The 20,330-nt window shown below is 36.2% G+C and carries 13 protein-coding genes; 4 read left to right on the top strand and 9 right to left on the bottom strand.

All coding sequences use genetic code 11. From position 1 onward, the window contains the following. Positions 1-889 precede the first annotated feature (889 nt). Positions 890-6,481, bottom strand: coding sequence for an alpha-2-macroglobulin family protein (locus tag ACZZZI_RS17815; RefSeq protein WP_463490395.1), 5,592 nt, complete (start codon positions 6,479-6,481; stop codon positions 890-892). A gap of 362 nt (positions 6,482-6,843) precedes the next feature. Between ACZZZI_RS17815 and ACZZZI_RS17810 the strand changes: the two genes are divergently transcribed. Further along, on the top strand, positions 6,844-7,266 hold the full coding sequence (locus tag ACZZZI_RS17810; protein WP_463490393.1) for a nuclear transport factor 2 family protein: 423 nt from the start codon (positions 6,844-6,846) through the stop codon (positions 7,264-7,266). Positions 7,267-7,335: 69 nt separating this feature from the next. Here ACZZZI_RS17810 and ACZZZI_RS17805 read toward each other — a convergent pair whose 3' ends face one another. The 4 genes from ACZZZI_RS17805 to ACZZZI_RS17790 form a co-directional block, all read right to left on the bottom strand. Then, positions 7,336-7,740, bottom strand: coding sequence for a hypothetical protein (locus tag ACZZZI_RS17805; protein ID WP_316758823.1), 405 nt, complete (start codon positions 7,738-7,740; stop codon positions 7,336-7,338). Positions 7,741-7,820: 80 nt separating this feature from the next. Next, on the bottom strand, positions 7,821-10,385 hold the full coding sequence (gene topA, locus ACZZZI_RS17800) for a type I DNA topoisomerase (protein ID WP_463490391.1): 2,565 nt from the start codon (positions 10,383-10,385) through the stop codon (positions 7,821-7,823). Positions 10,386-10,891: 506 nt separating this feature from the next. Beyond that, positions 10,892-11,794, bottom strand: coding sequence for an IS3 family transposase (locus tag ACZZZI_RS17795; RefSeq protein WP_463490389.1), 903 nt, complete (start codon positions 11,792-11,794; stop codon positions 10,892-10,894). After that, on the bottom strand, positions 11,791-12,336 hold the full coding sequence (locus ACZZZI_RS17790) for a transposase (RefSeq protein ID WP_463490387.1): 546 nt from the start codon (positions 12,334-12,336) through the stop codon (positions 11,791-11,793). The genes ACZZZI_RS17795 and ACZZZI_RS17790 overlap by 4 nt, the downstream gene beginning before the upstream one ends. A 271-nt stretch (positions 12,337-12,607) precedes the next feature. Here ACZZZI_RS17790 and ACZZZI_RS17785 point away from each other — a divergent pair, with 271 nt between their 5' ends. Continuing rightward, positions 12,608-13,123 (top strand): glutathione peroxidase, encoded by a 516-nt coding sequence (locus ACZZZI_RS17785; RefSeq protein WP_463490385.1) that lies wholly within the window; start codon positions 12,608-12,610, stop codon positions 13,121-13,123. A gap of 173 nt (positions 13,124-13,296) precedes the next feature. Here ACZZZI_RS17785 and aqpZ read toward each other — a convergent pair whose 3' ends face one another. Beyond that, positions 13,297-14,004 carry an aquaporin Z gene (gene aqpZ / locus ACZZZI_RS17780; RefSeq protein ID WP_463490383.1) on the bottom strand — a complete coding sequence of 236 codons (708 nt, stop codon included), beginning with the start codon at positions 14,002-14,004 and terminating at the stop codon, positions 13,297-13,299. A gap of 195 nt (positions 14,005-14,199) precedes the next feature. Then, the gene (gene mnmA, locus ACZZZI_RS17775; RefSeq protein ID WP_316758831.1) at positions 14,200-15,291 is read right to left on the bottom strand and encodes a tRNA 2-thiouridine(34) synthase MnmA; all 1,092 of its coding nucleotides are present in this window, start codon (positions 15,289-15,291) and stop codon (positions 14,200-14,202) included. Positions 15,292-15,477: 186 nt separating this feature from the next. Between mnmA and ACZZZI_RS17770 the strand changes: the two genes are divergently transcribed. After that, on the top strand, positions 15,478-17,763 hold the full coding sequence (locus ACZZZI_RS17770) for a GH92 family glycosyl hydrolase (RefSeq protein WP_463490381.1): 2,286 nt from the start codon (positions 15,478-15,480) through the stop codon (positions 17,761-17,763). A gap of 170 nt (positions 17,764-17,933) precedes the next feature. Continuing rightward, the gene (locus tag ACZZZI_RS17765) at positions 17,934-18,515 is read left to right on the top strand and encodes an HPP family protein (protein WP_316758835.1); all 582 of its coding nucleotides are present in this window, start codon (positions 17,934-17,936) and stop codon (positions 18,513-18,515) included. Positions 18,516-18,572: 57 nt separating this feature from the next. Here ACZZZI_RS17765 and ACZZZI_RS17760 read toward each other — a convergent pair whose 3' ends face one another. Both ACZZZI_RS17760 and ACZZZI_RS17755 read right to left on the bottom strand, forming a co-directional pair. Further along, on the bottom strand, positions 18,573-19,760 hold the full coding sequence (locus tag ACZZZI_RS17760) for a DUF1624 domain-containing protein (protein WP_463490378.1): 1,188 nt from the start codon (positions 19,758-19,760) through the stop codon (positions 18,573-18,575). A 34-nt stretch (positions 19,761-19,794) separates the two neighbouring features. Continuing rightward, positions 19,795-20,148: an MmcQ/YjbR family DNA-binding protein gene (locus ACZZZI_RS17755; RefSeq protein WP_316758839.1), complete on the bottom strand. Its 354-nt coding sequence runs from the start codon at positions 20,146-20,148 to the stop codon at positions 19,795-19,797. Positions 20,149-20,330: the final 182 nt, after the last annotated feature.

Below are 20,330 nucleotides of genomic sequence, written 5' to 3'. Positions count from 1 at the left end.
TTGCTTCGTACTCTGTTGCCATTGTTTTGTTATGTTACCATGGTTGGTGTCCTCATGAACCATTAAGTTAAAGGTTTATATGTTTCGTTTCGTGAGTAAACGAACCGAGGCGGTTGTAAATTTTGCTTCGTATTCTGTTGCCATTGTTTTGTTATGTTACCAAGGTTCGTGTCCTCACGAACCATTAAACTAAACTTGGTTTATGTTTCGTTTCGTGAGGACACGAATCGAGGCGGTTGTAGATTTTGCTTCATACTCTGTTGCCATTGTTTTGTTGTGCTGCCATGGTTGGTGTCCTCACGAACATTTAAATTTGGTTTTATGTTTCGTTTCGTGGCGACACGAACCGAGGCGGTTGTAAATTTTGCTAAAATTGGTTTATGTTTCGTTTCGTGGGGAACCGAGGAGGTTGTAAATTTCGGTTCGTACTCTCTATTGCCCATTGTCTTGTTATGTGCCATAGTTCGTGTCCTCACGAACAATTAAGTTAAATTTGGTTTTTGTTTCATTTCGTGGGGACACGAACCGAGGCAGTTGATTTATTCATTGATTTTGGTACTTTTTTATCTCAGTTCCTCATCACGAACGATTAAGTTAGTTCTTTTTATAATTCAGTTAGTGAGGAAAAGAACCGAGCCGGTGGATTTTGGTATTCAACCTCGCATTTATATTTCTTTATTTGTAAATAAAAACGTAGGTAATTCGCTTTAAGATTGGTTCGTGCCTCGCAATGACGACCGTTATATAAGTCATTGCGAGGTACGAAGCAATCTGTGTTTATTATAGTTTACCATATTATCAAGTTGCCGAATTCAGCATGACAATAATTCTAATAAGCTTAGAGAAGCCTGCGAAGTTTATTTATGAAAGCTCCGCAGGTCAATTTATCTTATTTCACCACCTGAACCCATTTTCCATCCTGCGTAGCAGAAATATCATTGTTATACATTGCCTCACATTGAACAGCAGATAAATAATACCTGCCAGTGTAAGAAGCATTCAATAACACCTTATAAACCAAACTTTCATTCTCACGGATATTAAAATAAGTGAAAACACGATCATCACGAATATCCTGATAAGTAAAAGGGGAGGATGCTAACATACTTTGGTTATCATTTACTCTAGTGTTGATAATTTCCCATCCCGATGGGAAAATTTGTGTTAGTGCCATTTGTTCATAATAGCCCATTCTGCCAGGATTTTTTACCGTAACTTCTGCATAAAAATCGGTTCCCTGTTTTAAAGTTGTTGGATCTAAAGGTGTACCATTCAAACGTTTATAAGCCACATTCATATCTAAAACATCAGGGCGGTTTGGTAAGAAATTATTCTGACCAGCAACTGGTTGTCCTTCTAAAACTAAACGTACAAACAGTACATTACTGCCACTATTGGTAACCGATGCCGTGCCGCCTTTAAAGTTAACAGCAGTGCTATTAATGTATTGATTAGAACTTACAGGAGCTGATTTCCCATCCAAAACATATTGATATTGCAATTTATTAGATGATTGATTTGAACCACAGAACTTCGCAATAGCCAATAAACTATAAGCTGTCGTTTGAGTGCTATACCAGGTATTTTCTCCCAATTTAGCCGCCAAAGGTTGCAATAAGCTTGCTGCCTTAGCTTTCTGACCTAAAAGAGTTAAGGTTTCTAAAATCATGGCTTCATCTCTAACATCGGATCCGTAAGTTCCACCCAATTGCTTATAAGATTGAATGGAGGTACCTAAACCACTAATCATATTTTGAGCAACATTACCTTGTCCAGCCAGTTTGTAAGCGGCTGCCAGTCTCCATTTCGCCGCTACCGATAAATATTCGAAAGCTTTTAACCTGTTCATCGCCGCCATTTCGGGCTTTTTAGCTAGGGCAAGCATGTATAAACGATAAGCTTGAGATAAATCGCCACCATAAAAATTGTTGCTATTCGGTGCCCAATTTGTAGCTTTTGTTTTTTGGTAACGCAACAATTCATCCAGTAATCCGACAGGCAAAGTGTAACCTGCATTTTGTGCTTCTACCAAGAAATGACCAGCATAGTTACTTCCCCATTCATCAGAGCTTCCTTCACCAGGCCAATATGATAACCCACCATCTGTAGTCTGGAAACCTTTTAATCGGGTAATTCCTGCTTTGATGTTCGATTCAGTTTTCGCCTTTTGCTGTTCGTTTAGTGGACTTAGTCTGTCAAGAAACAATTGTGGGAAAATGCCCGAAGTTGTTTGCTCAACACATCCATGAGGATATTGAATTAAATAACTCAAACGTTTTTTTAGGTTAATTGCAGGTATAGAAGAAACTTCAAGGGTCCCTGAATTTGTTCCTGTCATCCCGATAGGCTGATAATTTATCGCCCATTTTTGACCAGGTTGAACTGTTGCAGAAACAACATTGGTTACATAAGGATTTGGATTTCTAATGTCCATTTCTACATCGTAATCAGTTCTTTCAGCACCACTTTGTGCAATTACTTTAACCTTTGCAATACCAACAGTATTAGGAGCTTTCACTTCGAAATAGGCCATTTGCTCGCCAGTTTTTGCGTAGTAAAGCTGTTGTTTATTCGTTCCTTGGACAATTAAATTACTAGCTTGGAGCTGAACGGAAACGTTTTTAAGATTATTTTCTGTAGCAAAAACCGTAACAGGTAAAGTAAAAGTTTCGCCAGGGCCAATAACGCGAGGCAGCGTAGCCAGAACCATTAAAGGCTTTTTAACCTGAACAGATTTTTCTGCAAAACCATAAGCCGCATCTTGCCCAGCAACAACCATCGCTCTTACAGCCCCTATATATTGTGGCAATTTGAATTTGTGTGTTTTGCTTTCGCCTTTGCCAACTGTAAATGGCCCCATAAATTTAACCACGGCTTTAAAACGGTTTGCCTTAGCAGGATTTAGGTTTTTGTTGATGCTTCCATCTCCACCAATACTTAAAATACGTTCCAAATTCCCACCCCAGGCACCTAATACATAGTCGAATAAATCCCAGGTTTTAACGCCTAATCCTTCACGGGCGTAAAAAGCACTGTGTGGGTCTGGTGTTTTAAAACGTGTTAAATCCAATAATCCTTCATCAACCAAAGCAATTGTATAAGTCATGGCTTTGCCGTTTTGTTCGCCAACGGTAATAGTATTTTCAGTTTCAGGCTTAATTTTATCCAACATCTTAATGGTTGGTTTTAAAATTGTTTGTGGGTCTTCAATTGAAAGTGGAATTGCGCCATACATTCTGATTGGTAAATCATTAACCGTTTGTGCATGTGGTTGCAGCAGGGTGATGTTGGCAAATACATTTGGCGCCATTTCTTTCTCTGCCTTAAATTTGTATTGCGTTTGTCCAGTTTTGGTATCAATCCAGAATGTTTTTAAAACTCTGCTGCCGTTTTCGATAGAAATTAAAGCTCTACCATCCTTAGCCGTTGGGATGGTTAATGTAATTTCTTCACCTACGGTAAATTTCTCTTTGTTAGCTGTAAACGATAGCATGGATGCCTCGGTAGGATAAGCACCTTGTTCCCGTTGTGCCCAACCTGGCCAATCTATATAGACAGATTTTCCAGTAACATGCCCACCATTTAAATCGCGAACCAGGATTAAATAACGCCCCCATTCTGGCTCATCAATACGTAAATTCCAGCTTCCTTTACCATTTGATAAATTTACCTGATGTGTTTCTATAAGTTTGTTGTATTGATTTTGTGTGAAATTTGCATACGTATATTGATTGTCTTGTTCCCACCACCAACGCCATTGCGTTTTGTAAACTTCAATTTGTACCGTTTTACTTCCGCTTAAAAGCTTTCCATCAGTGTTAACATTTACAATTTCAATTTTATGGTCTTTGCCTGTTACCAGCATGCCACTTAATTTATCACCTTTTTCAGGACGAATACCTAAATAGCTACTGTAAACATGATAAGGTATACTAAAGTTATCGATGCTGAAGTTGCCTCCAGGTTCGAAAACCTTAGTGGTAAAGTTTGCTCTTAATACACCAGGAGCAGTATTATTTTCGTTTAAATTGGTGTTGATTTGAGCAGTTCCAGCGCCATTTAATGTGCCTTCGAAAATGGTTTTTACCTGAGATTCAAAATTAACGGTTGGGTTATCAAAGCTAAAACCTTCAAATCCTTTAAATTTCGTTTCGGTAGTATTTAAGTTTACATCAACTTTAGCCTTTAGGTTTTGTGCAGGAGTACCAAATAACCATTTTGCGGATAGGGTAGATGCAGAAGTCCCAGCGGTTAAATAAGTTCTGTTACCAACATTAAAATCAATTTTCAAACGGTTCGGCATTACCGTTTCTATCTTCAATGTTTTGGTAAATGTTGCGCCACCAGCTTTAACTTTAGCCATCCAGTTACCAGTTGGCGCTGTATTTTCGGTTGCAGTTTTAAAAGTATAAAATCCGTTTACAGGCTTTCCGTTTATTAAACGTTTATAAAGCTGTCCTTTCGGATTGTAAAATTCCATAGTAACTGGATAGTTTGCGGGAAGTTTTTTCAATTTATCTTCCAAAACGAAAGAAACAAATAAACTATCACCTGGACGCCAAACACCACGTTCTCCATAAATAAAACCTTTTAAACCGCTTTGTACAACATCTCCACCAACATCAAAACGGCTTAATGGTAACGAACTTCCATCATCCAATTTTAGATAACCGCGTTCTGAACCATTTTTGGCAATTAATAAAAATGGTTGACGTTTCAAATCAAATTTTGCAAAGCCATCGCCATCGGTTTTTGTGGTGAAAATAATTTGCTTTTGGTAATCCATAAGCTCTAAATTAACACCACTTAAAGGTTTTGCGGTTAATAAATCGGTAGCGACAATAAGCATACTGTTGTCGTTGCCACGTTTTGCAACTAGCCCGATATTGGATGCGATTAGATTTCTGCTTGCCCAACGTTCATTAGTGTAAAACGAAGGTGTGCAAGGATTGTCTTTATCATTCCAACGGTAATTTTGCGGGTAATAATTGTTGTAGCGTTGCCAGAAATCATCATCTTCATCTATCTTTTTGCCGTAATTACCACCTTCTTCGTCATAATAACCTTCGTCATCACCCTCCACTTTTTCATCGTTTACTTTGCAGTTATAAGCGTTGTATTCCTGCCTGAAAGCAATCGTTACGCGGTACATTGCGCCAGGCTCTGTGCGAATCATTTTATCTAAATCTAAGGTAAAACGATTCTTTTTATGCAGGTCTAATGCCTTATCTTCATCTAAACGTACCGTTTTCTGTAGAATCGGCTTTGCAACACGACGCAATTCGTTACCATCTTTATAACTATTGGTTTGGAAAAATTGAGGGATATTATTTTCATAAATCTTAATTACCGTAACATCAACAGCCTTTAAATTGATGGCTTCGAAAGGTAAAACCAATTTGCCCGAATTTGGTAAAATTGTTCCACCGCCTGCAATGGTAACCGATGGAATTTTATCCTCGAAAACAAGATTAGCTGTTTTGCCACCAGTTAAGGTTTTAGCATTGATATTTTCTACACCATTGTTAACATTTAACGTGTAATTGCCCTTCAGTTTTTCGGCAGCATAAACCTTAACCTGACTGCCATCAATGGTATAGCGCAAATCACCCAGGTTTCCAAGCGTTATCATACCTGTTAAATCCTGACCAACACCAATCGGTTCAGAAAACTGTACCAAAGCATAATCTTCTTCACCCTGGATAGCTTTCATGTTTAAAATTTCGAACTTATTTAAAGCTGGAATCCGAATTTCCTCTTCACCTTTTTGTTCAGCATCAATGGCATCGCCATCCCAATTTAATTTTAATTTTTGATCAGATGCTTTTTTCTTAATACTATCGATCGTAAACTTTGAGGTGTTTTTAGCAGGATCATGTTGCCATTTTACCTTTAATTTTTGGTCAAAATCTAATTCAATAATTTTCTCAATCTTTGATGTTTCCTCCACATCAGCAGTTGCCACTTCTCCAGTTAATTTCATATAATCTAAAGACGTATTGTTTTGCGACACCAAACCATTTTGCGAAAGCATTACACCCGGTGTAATCACTTTGAATTCAAAATCGAAATCTTCCAAGCCTTTTTCTGTATCCGAAACATCAGAAAGTTTAAAAGTCGCCTCATATTCTTTACCTGGTTTTAAGTTTTCATCAGGTCTAAATTCTACTGTTTGCGGGTCAATCCAATACGTTTTTCCAGAAATAGATGGCGAAAAATCAAACAGATCACGAGAATCGGCTTTGCCTAAATCTTGCATTCCCGTTGCTGCGTTGGCTAAATGAACGCGAATAAAACTCTTTTTTGAAATCGTTCCAGACGTATAAGCTTCGATATATTTTGCATAAGCTTGATTATCCTCATTTGTTTTTTTCTTTCGATTAAAAAAAACAAAGGCGATTGCAGCAATTGAAACTGCAAGTAAGCCTATGAAAATAAATTTCTTTTTGGAGGACGATTGGTAGGTAGATGGTTGTTCCATTTTTGAAATTTTAAAGTAGATGTGGTTGAAAATTAACTAAAATTTGCATTAAAATTAATTATGTTGAAAATTAGGAGGTTGTGAAGATTTGGTTTGAAATATCATTTTTCTTCAAGAATTTAATAGATTTAGATTTAAATGGATGTGTAAATCTGTTAAATATTTTTATTCTACAAATGTCTGATTGCTATTTGCTAGGTTAGAAACGATATACGTAACTGTTTTTTGATTATTCGTCACTATATAAATCCTAATTTCGAATAACCCCGCTAAAGTCCAAATGATAAGACTTATCTAAAATTGAGTTTGCGCATTTGCTTTGATTTAGATATGTTTACAAAATCAACCCAATTCAACCAGATATGATCAAGAAGCTATTAATTTTTTCGAGCTTAATTTTTTGTACTAATTTTTCTTTTGCTCAGAAAGCAGGAGTAGAAGAGGCAGTAACTAAATTAACTAATTTGATGATTAAACCAGATAGTTTGGCACTGGACAAGTTAATTCTGCCTAACTTAAGTTATGGACATTCGAGCGGAAAAATTCAGAGCAAACAAGAGTTTTTACATTCTTTACTTTCTGCTGAATCTGATTTTGTCGATATTAATCTAACGGATCAAACAGTTATTATTCAAAATAAAACAGCCTTGGTCCGCCATACATTAAATGCGAAAACTAACGATAAAAATGTTCCTGGAAATGTTAAATTGTATATTTTGCTAATCTGGAGTAAAGAGAAGGCAGGTTGGAAGTTATTAGGCAGACAGGCGGTTAAGGTGCTTTAACATTGTACGTTCTAAGTGATAAGTTTTACGTTTTTCAAAACCTATATCGTACAACTTAAAACTTATAACTTACTTTATCATAACTCCAGGTCTGTTTACCAAGGGGATTTTAATTAAATTGGTATCAACAATACTTTCTGGCAGGAATATAAATTTCTTATCGTAAATGGTAGAACCGATATAATAGCTTAGCCAGTATTCATTAGTTAAACCGAAAACTTCTGGGTCAATTGCTTCAACGCCTTTAAAATCATTGGCGGCCATATCGCCAATAAAATGCCTTAAAACAGATGTTTTAACTTGTTTTCCATCTTTTTCTCCATAACCTTTCGAACTAATTAAAACATTGCTGATTGGTTCGTTTTTCAGGTTAACTAAATAAACCGTCCAGTTTTTTACCTCAGGTGTTTCGCCCATCAGCACAACGGCCATCGCGATATCTTCAACTGTATTTTCGGGTAAATCGGCTTTCATATTTGTTTTTTAGTTTTTAGTTGTTTGGTTTTTTAGATATATTATGTTCTAAAAAACCAAACAACTAAAAAACCGACAATCTATTTCTTTTTCACCACAGCTTTTTTAGCAGCTGGTGCTTTCTTTTTAGCTGGCGCTTTTTTCTTGGTTTCGAAAGCGTTGGGTACTTGCTCTACAATCATCTTTTTAATCACTTCCAAATCAACATCAGCTAACTCTTCTGCTGTATATTTTTGTTTAGTTAACTCGTTGTTTCTTAATTTTAGCATCAACTTACCAAAACGGATAAACGGTCCCCAACGGCCATTTTCAATAGAGATTTTTTCAGCATCCCAAACTTTAATGAAACGGTTAGCTTCTTTTTCTACTTTTTTGCCAATTAAAGTTTCAATATCTTCTTGAGATAAATTATCGAAATCGTAACCTTTAGCCGGGATATTGATAAACAAATCGTTCCATTTAATAAAAGGGCCAAAACGACCTTTACCTTTTGTTACACCTAAGCCTTGGTAATGGGCAATTGGTGCATCATCATCCATTTTTTGTTTGATAATTTCTACAGCTCTTTCAAAAGTAACCGATAATGGTTCTTCGTTTTTAGGTAGAGAAATAAAGCTTTCGCCCCATTTAACATATGGACCAAAACGACCAACCCCAATCATTACCTCCTTACCCTCAAAATCAGGCAGAGGAAACGGAAGTTTAAATAGTTCTAAAGCATCATCCAATTGAATGGTTGCTACAGATTGGCTCCGCATTAAACTAGCGTAACGCGGTTTTTCTTCGTCATCTTGTTCACCAATTTGAACTAGCGGTCCGAATTTACCAACTTTAGTGTAAACGTTTTTACCAGTTGCAGGATCTAGTCCAAGTAGTCTTTCGCCTGTAGCACGTTCAGCGGTTTCTAATGTGTTTTCTACTTCTAAATGGAAAGGGTTATAGAAAGAGTGCAGCATTTTTGTCCACTCTTGTAAACCTTGTGCAATCTCATCAAATTCTTTTTCAACGTTTGCCGTAAAGTTAAAATCGACAATCCCTTTAAAATGTTCAACTAAGAAATCGTTAACTACTTCGCCTATATCCGTAGGGAAGAGCTTTGATTTTTCAGCACCCGTAATTTCAGTCTTTATATCTTTTTTAACTGTTCCATTTGCTAAAACGATAGCTGTAAATTTACGCTGTTTACCATCTCTATCTTCTTTAACCACATATCCACGATTTTGAACCGTAGAAATTGTTGGCGCATAAGTAGATGGACGACCGATCCCGAGTTCTTCTAATTTCTTAACTAAGCTGGCCTCTGTATATCTTGCTGGCGGACGAGAATAACGCTCTGTTGCCTGCATTTCATTTAAAAATAATTCTTGTCCTCTGGCTAAAGGTGGTAGGATAGAGCCACCTTCTTTCTCTTCGCTCTCATCATCATCCGTAGATTCTAAATAAACTTTTAAGAAACCATCGAATTTTAACACTTCGCCTTCAGCAACTAAATGCTCTTTTCTGGTCGATGCAGTAATTTGAGCAGTTGTTTTTTCGAACAATGCTTCGCTCATTTGCGATGCGATGGAACGTTTCCAGATTAAATCGTATAAACGTTTTTCCGAAATATCACCATCGACTGTGTGTCTGTCGAAATAAGTAGGGCGAATGGCTTCGTGAGCCTCTTGAGCACCAGCAGATTTCGTTTTATATTTTCTTGGCTGATGGTATTGATTACCATAGGCCGATTTAATTTCTTGTTCTGCAGCTGATAAAGCCGTATCCGATAAGTTTACCGAATCCGTTCTCATATAAGTAATCTTTCCAGCCTCATATAATCTTTGCGCAACTTGCATGGTTCTGGCAACCGAAAAACCTAATTTTCGAGAAGCTTCTTGTTGCAATGTCGAGGTGGTAAATGGAGCAGCTGGATTTCGTTTAGCAGGTTTAGTTTCTAAACTGGTAATGTTGAATTTTGCTGTAGCACAATCCTGAAGGAATTTTTCTGCATCTACTTCGCTTTCGAAACGGTGTGGTAATTCTGCTTTTACAACTTCCCTTCCTTTACCAGTAGAAAATTGTGCTGTTATTTTATAAGCGGCAGCCGCATTAAATTGCTGAACTTCTCTTTCTCTATCTACAATTAAGCGCACCGCAACAGATTGTACACGGCCAGCAGAAAGTGACGGTTTTACTTTTTTCCATAAAACTGGAGAAAGTTCGAAACCAACAAGTCGATCTAAAACACGACGAGCTTGTTGTGCATTTACTAAATTATAATCTATACTTCTAGGACTTTCAATGGCTTTTAAAATCGCTGGTTTTGTAATTTCATGAAAAACAATACGTTTTGTTTTTTCAGCTTTAAGTCCTAAAGTTTCAAATAAATGCCACGATATGGCTTCTCCCTCACGGTCCTCATCGGATGCTAGCCATACCATTTCGGCTTCCTTGGCTAATTTTTTTAATTCGGCAACCATACTTTTCTTGTCGGCAGGCACCTCGTAGGTTTGGGCAAAATTATTCTTAATATCGATAGCCATATCGCCTTTGGCTAAATCCCGAATATGGCCATAGCTAGATTTCACAAGGAAATCTTTTCCTAAATAGCCTTCTATGGTTTTAGCTTTTGCGGGTGATTCGACGATTAATAAATTTTTGGCCATGAATACGTTTTTGTGCAAATAAAGCTATAATTAAAGCATAAATCCAAACCTGAGATGAATTTTATACATTTTTCTTATTAATTTTTTAAATGATTGCACTCAAATTTTAGGAAATTACGAGGCTACAATACTTAGTTTTAGGTATATATTGTAGAATACAATTCCAGTCACTTTTAGCTTCAATAGCTTTATTCTCTAGTTCAAATATCTAGTGTCGTTTCTTAAATTTCTGATCCTAAATTCTATTTGGGCTTACATTGCAGCTGTTATATAAAAGGTAAAGAGTTTATTAAGCTATAACTACGTTACAATTCACACATCTTTCGATCGTATTTCATCCATATATTAATTGCAGCTTGCCGAACAAGAGACGAACGAGAGACGAACAAGACACGAACAAGACCAGATTTAGTTATTAACTGCTTGTCTTATCCTTCTATAGCTATACAGGTTATTGATTTAATTTTGAATTGACTATACATCCAAATTTGGTAATTCTGTGTGAACTATACATTTGTGTTTTGATCTGATTTATATTTTTTAGGCTTCCACCTTTTTTTCAGTTCTCCCTGTTTAAGGTGGGCTTGTTCAGGTGTAAGATAGTCACAGCTGGCATGTGGTCTTATCTGATTATATACCTGGATATTGTCTCTGATCTTTCTCGTGGTTTCCCTTAGCCCTGTTTGTGCTCCATATAAGTCAAACTCTGCTTTTAGTATGCCATTTACCCGCTCCGCTATGGCATTCTCATACGGATCTCCATTTTCAGTCATGCTTACAGCAATATTTCCATCTGTAAGTATCTCTACATAGCTTTTACTACAATATTGCGATCCTCTGTCAGAATGATGAATCAGTTTGTTCTGAGGATATTTTCGATCAGCTATAGCCATTCGCAGGGCATCTATGCAGCCCTGTGCAGACAGATCTTTCCTGAAAGCCCAGCCCATGATCTTCTTCGAATAGGCGTCCGTGATCAGGCTCAGGTATCCCCATTGCTTTCTAAGCTGGATATAAGTGATATCACTTACCCATACCTGCTCAGGCCCGTTAACTACCAGTATTTTAATTAGATTGTTGTATTTATGCATCCAATGCCTTGAATTGGTGGTCACTACTTTTCTTTTTCGGTTCCTGATGTGCAAGCCATGTTCCCGCATTAGGTTAAAAAGGTAGTCCCTTCCGATTTTAATACCATGTTTCTCCAAGGGTTGCTGTAGCATGTAGTGTAATTTTAGGGTGCCTATTCTGTTTTGTTTCTTACGGATATCGAATACATGCTGCAACACAATATCATCTTTCAAGCCCAGGTCTTGTATTCTCCACTGATGATCGTAATAAGCATGTCTTGTCTTGCCAAACAGTCTGCACAGTAACTTGATCCCTAATTTGGGAAAGTCCTGTTTCATTTTGATGACTGCCTGGCACCAGACTTTTTTCTGATATCTATCTTAAGTTGATCTTCTGCAATATCAATCATGGTATCCAATGCCCTGATTTTCAGATTAGCCTCTGCCAAAGCCTTTTTCAAGGCTTGGAGTTCTAAGGCTTCAGATGTTTCTGGTGTCTGCTGATTCTTTGACATATCTAAGGATGAGAAATCTCTAAGTTCGGAATTTTCCTGCTTAAATCTCTTGATCCACTGATTTATCAATGAAGCACTACTGATATTGAATGAAATACGTGCTTGTTTTAAGCTCATACCGGACTCTATAGCACGTACTACAGAACGACGCTCAGATTCTGTATAAGACTTATTTCCACTACGATAGCCATGTTGAAATAGCCAGGCTTCAAGTGATCTTGAACTCATGCCGTACTCCAGGATTAAATCCTTACGGGGTACTCCCTGCTCAACAAGGCTAACGATATGCGAAATTAGACGCTTATCAAATTTTTGTTGTTTACTGGTCCGAGATGAATAAATTAATGCTGTTTCTTTTGTTTCCATACACTGTTTTTAGTGTATAGCTTTTTTAGGAATCGACAGCTTAGCTGTTTGTTATATTCTTTTCATTAACGAAGACCTAAACTTATAAGGCACAAAAATAAAGTGATTATTGCTAAGTGAGAGAGGCCAAACTTAAGAGCTTAAATATTGAAATTAATTAGTCTTTAGTTCGAGTTATTGATTGTACTCCTCCTGCATCTTACATTTTACATGAACTTTACGCTAACAAAAACTATTTGTACCTATATTCGTATATAAATTTAAAATAAAGATGATAAGCACAATTCTAATCCTATTAAACTTTTTGGTTCCAAACCCACCAAAAAATGTTTACGATTTCAGCTTTAAAACTATTGATGGTAAAGTGATCAAACTATCGAAATTTAAAGGCAAAAAAATTATGATAGTTAATACCGCTTCTAAATGTGGGTACACACCTCAATACGAAGACTTGGAAAAACTTCAGAAAGAATATGGTAAAAAAGTAGTGCTAATTGGTTTTCCAGCCGGCAATTTCGGTGGACAAGAATTTTCTACTAATGCCGAAATTAAAGAGTTTTGTACTGGAAAGTATAATGTATCGTTTTTATTGGCTGAAAAAAGCAGCGTAAAAGGAGATGATATTACGCCACTATTTAAATATTTAACTGCGCAAACAAATACTGAAGAACAGGGCGATATTAAATGGAATTTTGAAAAATTCTTAATTAACGAAAAAGGAGAGTTGGTGCACCGTTTCCGTTCTAAAACTAAGCCTATGGATGAGGCAATTGTAAAGAATTTATAAAAGTATGGAGTATGTGAGATGGAAAATGGAATGTTTTTCTCTTACAGTTTCTCAAGATAAAAAAAGGTAAAGTGATCTGAATTTATTTCCAGTTCATTTTACCTTTTTTACTTTTAGAGAAGATTTTTTAAAGCTGGTTATCCATCCTGCATTATCCCTTATAAATCTTTAAACTAGTTTTTTTCTAAAACAGCTTTCCAAACTAAGGCGCTTAAAATTGCACCAACAATTGGTGCCAAAATAAACATCCAAACTTGTTTTAAAGCTTCGCCACCTGCTAATACAGCAGGGCCAATACTACGAGCTGGATTAACAGAAACGCCAGTAACCTGAATACCAACGATATGAATAAGCACTAAGCTTAGGCCAATTGCTAAACCTGCAAAACCGCCGTTGATATTTTTTGTTGAAGTTGCACCAAAAATAACCAGCAGAAAGATAAACGTAAATGCAGCTTCAGCTACAAATGCGGCAGTTGAATTGTACTCACCTAGATAACCAGTACCCCATCCATTTGAACCTAATGCCCAAGGTTTCATTTCAAAACCAGGATGGTTACTTACAATAAGATACAATAATCCTGCACCTGCAATTGCGCCTAAAATCTGGGCAACAATATAATATGCAGCATCACTAGCTTTCATTCTACCTGCTACAACCATGCCGATGGAAATGGCGGGATTGATGTGGCAACCTGAAATGTGCCCAATTGCATAAGCCATTGCCACTACCGATAAGCCAAACGCGAATGATATTCCTAGCAAGCCAACGCCTGTTGTACCATTTGCACCTGCAATTACTGCACTTCCGCAACCCATTAAAACCAATACTAATGTGCCAAGAAATTCGGCGCTAAACTTTGAGAATGTTGATGTTTCCATATAATTAATGTTTAAGTTACTAACTGAAAAAATTATAATGGGACGATTTAATGCGACAAAGTAAAGCAAAAATTACCAGTAGATATAGTTTTTAGGAATATTCTTGAAAGGAGTTTTGGTTAAATAAATAATTTAATCAAAAAAAAATCCCTAACATTTTTAGTGATAGGGATTGAATTTTATTTGGATTGATGTTTAAACCAAGAAGCCACCGCCTAGTAAATCGTTGCCTTCGTAAAATACTGCCGATTGACCTGGAGCAATTGCAGAAACATTGTGGTCGAATACTACACGCATTCTATCTTTTTCCTGTACAATTGTGCTTAGCATACCAGCATCTTTGTAGCGTATTTTAGTTATTACATCATTCATTGGTTCTTCAATGCTTGCATATTTTATCAGGTTAATATTTCTAACCATTGCTTCACGACGTTCTAATTCATCGGCTTTGCCTAAAACAACGGTATTGCTTTCTGGTAAAATTTGGGTAACAAACATAGGTTCGCCAAATGCAACACCTAAGCCCTTACGTTGACCAATTGTGTAGAAAGGATAACCTTTATGTTGGCCTACAACCATTCCATTACTTAAAATGAAATTACCACCTGCAACTCGATCTTCTAGATCCTCTACTTTATGTTTTAAGAAAGCTCTGTAATCATTATCAGGAACGAAACAAATTTCATAACTCTCTGATTTTTTGGCAAGCTCTTCTTGTCCCATATCCAAAGCCATTTGTCTGATATCAGATTTAGCAAAACTACCCAAAGGGAATTTTGTACGGGAAAGATTTTCTTGAGAAACACCCCAAAGTACGTATGATTGATCTTTGTTTTCGTCTTTTCCTTTAGAAATTACATAGCGACCGCTATCTTGCTGGCGAATGTTTGCGTAGTGTCCTGTGGCAATAAATTCACAATCCAGTTTATTAGCACGTTTTAATAAAGCTTCCCACTTTATGTGTGTATTACATAATACACATGGGTTTGGTGTTCTTCCTGCCAGGTACTCATCAACAAAATTATCGATAACGTAATCTCCAAATTCATCCCTAATATCAAGAATGTAATGCGGAAAGCCATAATTTACAGCTAGCGTACGGGCATCGTTAATACTATCTAATGAGCAACAGCCAGTTTCTTTACTACTTCCACCAGAAGTTGCGTAATCCCAGGTCTTCATGGTTAATCCAATTACTTCATAACCTTGCTCATGTAACATTACTGCTGCTACCGAACTATCAACCCCGCCACTCATGGCTACCAGAATTCTACCGTGTTTGCTCATTTTAAAACTATTGGGTGCAAAAATAAGGTTTATTTAGTTGATTTTTTTGAATACGAGTCAACTACTTGTAAAAAGCTGATTGTATTTTTTACGTGAGTTAAACGATTTAGTATGATAATTTTTAAAGATATACATTAAAATTAATACCTTAGAAATTTCAAAAAATAAGTTAAATTTTATATTGATATGATTAAAAAATTTATCCTGCCATGTCTTTTGCTTTCAGCATTTGCAGTATCTGCACAGCAAAACTTAGTGCAGTATGTTAAACCAATAATCGGTACTTCAAAAATGGGCCACACTTACCCTGGGGCAACAGTGCCTTTTGGTGCGGTGCAATTAAGCCCAGAAACAGATACTTTATCTTATGAAGTTAATGGTAAGTATAATGGCGATGTTTACAAATATTGTGCGGGATATAAATATGAAGACAAAACCATAACTGGTTTTAGCCATACGCACTTTAGTGGTACGGGCCATTCCGATTTAGGCGATTTTTTAATTATGCCTACTCAAGGTAAATTACAGTTAAACCCAGGTACCGCAAACGATCCTAAATCGGGTTACCGTTCAGCCTTTTCGCATGAAAATGAAGTTGCAGAAGCTGGTTATTACAAAGTGAAACTTGATGATGATAACATAACTGCAGAATTAACTTCTACAGCAAGAGTAGGTATGCACCAATATACTTTCCCAAAATCAGATCAATCGCATATCATTTTAGATTTGATGGCTGGAATTTATAATTATGAGGAAAAAAACGTATGGACATACATTCGCGTTGTTAATGATACTTTGGTAACTGGTTATCGCCAAACAAATGGCTGGGCCAGAACAAGAACCGTTTATTTTGCAATGAGCTTTTCCAAGCCATTTAAAAGCTACGGACGTAAAAGCTATGATGCAAAACAGGCTTACAGAGGTTTCTGGGGGAAATTTAACCAGGACAAAAACTTTCCTGAAATTGCAGGAAAGAAACTGAAAATGTACTTCGATTTTGATACTCAAGAAGGGGAGAAAGTGAAGATTAAGTTCGCTTTATCTCCTGTAAGTCAGGAAAATGCTTTGCAAAATATGCGTACTGAAATTGCAGGATGGGATTTTAACAAAGTAAAAGCGCAAGCACAATCTGTTTGGAACAAAGAATTAAATAAAATTCAGGTAACGACTTCAAATGATAATAAAATAAATTTTTATACTGCCCTTTACCATGCTTTCATTAATCCAACAACTTATACCGATGTTAATGGAGAATATAAAGGTTTAGATCAAGGGATCCATAAAGCAGATGGTTTTACCAATTATACTACTTTTTCTTTGTGGGATACTTATCGGGCTTTACACCCTTTCTTTAATATTATGCAACCAGGCAGAAGTAATGATATGGTTAAATCGATGATGGCGCATTACGATCAAAGCAGTTTACATATGCTGCCCATTTGGTCGCATTATGCAAACGATAACTGGTGTATGAGTGGTTACCACAGTGTTTCGGTTATTGCCGATGCAATTATAAAAGGTACCTATAATGGCGATCCGAACAAAGCGTTGGACGCTTGTATTGCAACCGCAAAACATCGTGATTATGAGGGGATAGGCTATTACATGGATTTAGGTTATATTCCTGCTGATAAAAGTGGTGTTTCTGTTTCAAACAACCTGGAGTATTCTTATGATGATTGGGCAATTGCGCAACTGGCTAAAAAATTGAATCGTACAGATGTTTACAACGAGTTCATTAAGCGCTCTAACAATTGGAGAAATAACTGGGATAAAGCTTCAGGTTTTATGCGCCCCAAACTAGCTGATGGTAATTTTAAAAAAGAATTTGATCCAAAAGATACAGAAGGACAGGGATTTATTGAAGGAAATAGTTGGAACTATAGCTTTTTTGTCCCTCATGATCCAGCTTCACTTATCGAAGCAATGGGCGGGAAAGCTAAGTTTACGGCACGTTTAGATACTTTATTTACCATGCATTTGCCTGATGAATTTTTTGCTCATACAGAAGATATTACTCGTGAAGGTATAATTGGTGGTTATGTGCATGGAAATGAACCTGCACATCATATTGCTTATCTTTATAATTGGACGGATCAGCCCTGGAAAACGCAGGCTCAGGTTCGCCATATTTTGAATATGCAATACAAACCTACTGCTGATGGTTTAGGCGGAAACGATGACTGTGGACAAATGAGTGCCTGGTATATGTTTTCTTCATTAGGTTTTTATCCCGTTTCTCCAGGTTCTGATATCTATTCATTAGGAAGTCCTTCTGTTAACAGTGCTGTTCTAAACTTAGAGAATGGCAAAACTTTCACTGTTGAGGCAATTAAGCAAAGCGATAAAAACATTTACGTTCAAAAAGTTGTATTAAATGGAAAAGAAATTACCAATCATCAAATAAAACATGCTGATATAACGAATGGAGGTAAGTTAACTTTCTATATGTCGGCCAAACCGAAAAAATAAATAATAAACACATCCCAAGTACAAACAAACCGTCGGCAAAAAATGCTGGCGGTTTTTTGTTTTTTAAAGATTATTTTTTTGTGAAAAGATTTCGAATAAATTTAAAATGCTTATCTCTAATTTTTGTATCCTACAAGGCAAAACTATTTTTAATTTAGCGCCTGTTAATTATGAGGAAAAGAATAAAAAGACATTTAAGAACCGCGAGGTATATTGTTTATAAAGAAACACTTATTGATAAAAAAGAACACTTATGGACTTTTTTGGGATCATTTTGTGGAATTGCTTTAATTGGATTGCTTAATTCTAAATATTTTACCGCCTATGATAATCTTTTTTTAATAGGTTCGTTCGGGGCTTCGTCAGTTTTAATCTATGGAATAATTAATAGTCCATTAGCACAACCAAGGAATTTAATTGGCGGTCATTTTTTTTGTGCATTAGTTGGCGTAACCATTCATAAGCTAATTCCTGGGGAAGTGTGGCTATCTTCTGCACTTTCGGTTTCCTTATCTATTGTTATCATGCAGATTACTAAAACTTTGCATCCTCCTGGTGGTGCAACGGCTTTAATTGCAAATATAGGTTCTGCCAAAATTCAATCTTTAGGTTATCTATATGTTTTTAGCCCAGTTTTATCTGGCGCATTTATACTTTTACTGGTTGCCATTTTCTTTAACAACAGAACATCCCACCGAACCTATCCAATAAATAAAAAATGGTTTTTAGTTTGGAGAAGGTACAGAAGGTAATGTTAAAAGCAGTTTGCAAGCTTAGTTAAACTTGTAATGAACACTTTAAAACCATTGTTAAACATAGCTTAACCACCAATTTTTATGTGTTGCTTTATACTTTTTAAACCACTTGCATGGATAATAAAGGGCTGCTACAACAAATATCCATATTAAATAGACGATCCATAAATTGTAGCCAAAAGTTGGTGGTCTGAAGTAAAAGGGAATCTGGACGATTTGCTGTGTTGTATTTTCTTCTAAAAAGAAGAGTAATACTAAAATGAAATGCAGAAGATAGAAATGGAGCACGTAATAGAGAAAAGGAACACTGCCATAAACCGACAATACTCTACTTACCTTGTTTTGCACATTCTCTGTAACAGAAAGTATAAGCGAAGCAACTCCAATGGTAATACAAGTATATTCTAATGATGGTGGATACTTGCTAACGTTTAAAAACGAAAGCAAATTCTTGAAAACATCATGATATTCTTTCAATGGTACAGGATCGCCGTAGAAACGAAGTAAGCGCAAAGCAACAAAAAGAACTAAAGCCAATGCACCAAAATTTAGAAGATTACGATGACGCTTAACTGGACTATAATCCACATTAAACCATTTCCCAGCAGCATAACCTAAAAACATAATGCCTGTCCATGGTAAGATTGCATAAAACACGCCTATGAAGTGATTGTTTCCTAGCGGCACGACAGTACCAAAAGCAGTAAAAAATATCTTTAAAATTAAACCTACATTTTCATCTTTTGGGGTAGGAAAGAGATCGAATATATTGTGGCCAAGTACTAAAAGTAATCCAATTACCAAAACTAGCTTATAAGAAATTCTGCTAAATAAAGCTAAAAGAATCATGCTAAAACCTATGGCCCATATAACCTGAAGGATTACAAAATTGTATTGTGGGTTGAAAGTTAAACCAAATGTAATAATCACAACCTCAACTATTATAAGCCATAAACCTCTTTTTAGTAGAAACGAACTTGCTTTTGCTGGCGTTTTATTTTGTGCCGAAAGATATGCTGATAGCCCTGAAAGAAATACAAAACTTGGTGCACAGAAATGGGTTATCCAACGAGTAAAAAACAAAAAAGCTGTGGTCGTGTCTGGATTTAGCGGATCGCTAGTCATGGCTTCAATATGAAAAAAGTCGCGAGTATGGTCTAAAGCCATAATTATCATAACTAATCCACGCAAAATATCAATAGATAGAATACGCCTTGATAGAGTAGTTTGGTTAGGGTTCATTTTTAAAGGTTTGTAGGGATTTAAGATTGCTGTATTACAAATTCATTTGCTTGACAGCTGATTTGGGAGCACGTTGCTGCCATGCCAATTTTAGAAGCTGTTTGAGTTCTTCGGGCTCTACTCGTTCTAAATTAATGAGCATGTATTTATAATTTTCGTAATGTGGTGTTATAAAAAAAGTTTTTGGGTCTTTATTTATCCAAAGATTTCTTTCTTCATTGTATAAAACCAAACTTTCACCATCTTCTTTTATTCGAGCGAATATCTTCTTATTTGCATAAAAAGCGGGCGTTTCAAAGCAAATTTTTTCAGTTACAGAAGGCAGTTCCATTACAGCCTGTCTGATAAATTCTAATGCCTGAAGAGTACTATCCTTAAAATGAATCATTATAAAAATAATCTTACTTTGTAGGTATGGTTTAATATTCGGTTTTTATTCTCAGTTTTAGAAAATTGTTAGTTAAACAGATTTTAATAAACTGACTAAGAACATATTGCAAAATATTTTTCGTGTTGTATTTTTAAAGTTACAATTTTTTAAATTATTGTAACGCTTTTTAACTGCTAAAA

The organism is Pedobacter sp. AC190, assembly GCF_979258025.1.
This window is presented reverse-complemented; position numbering and strand designations above follow the sequence as displayed.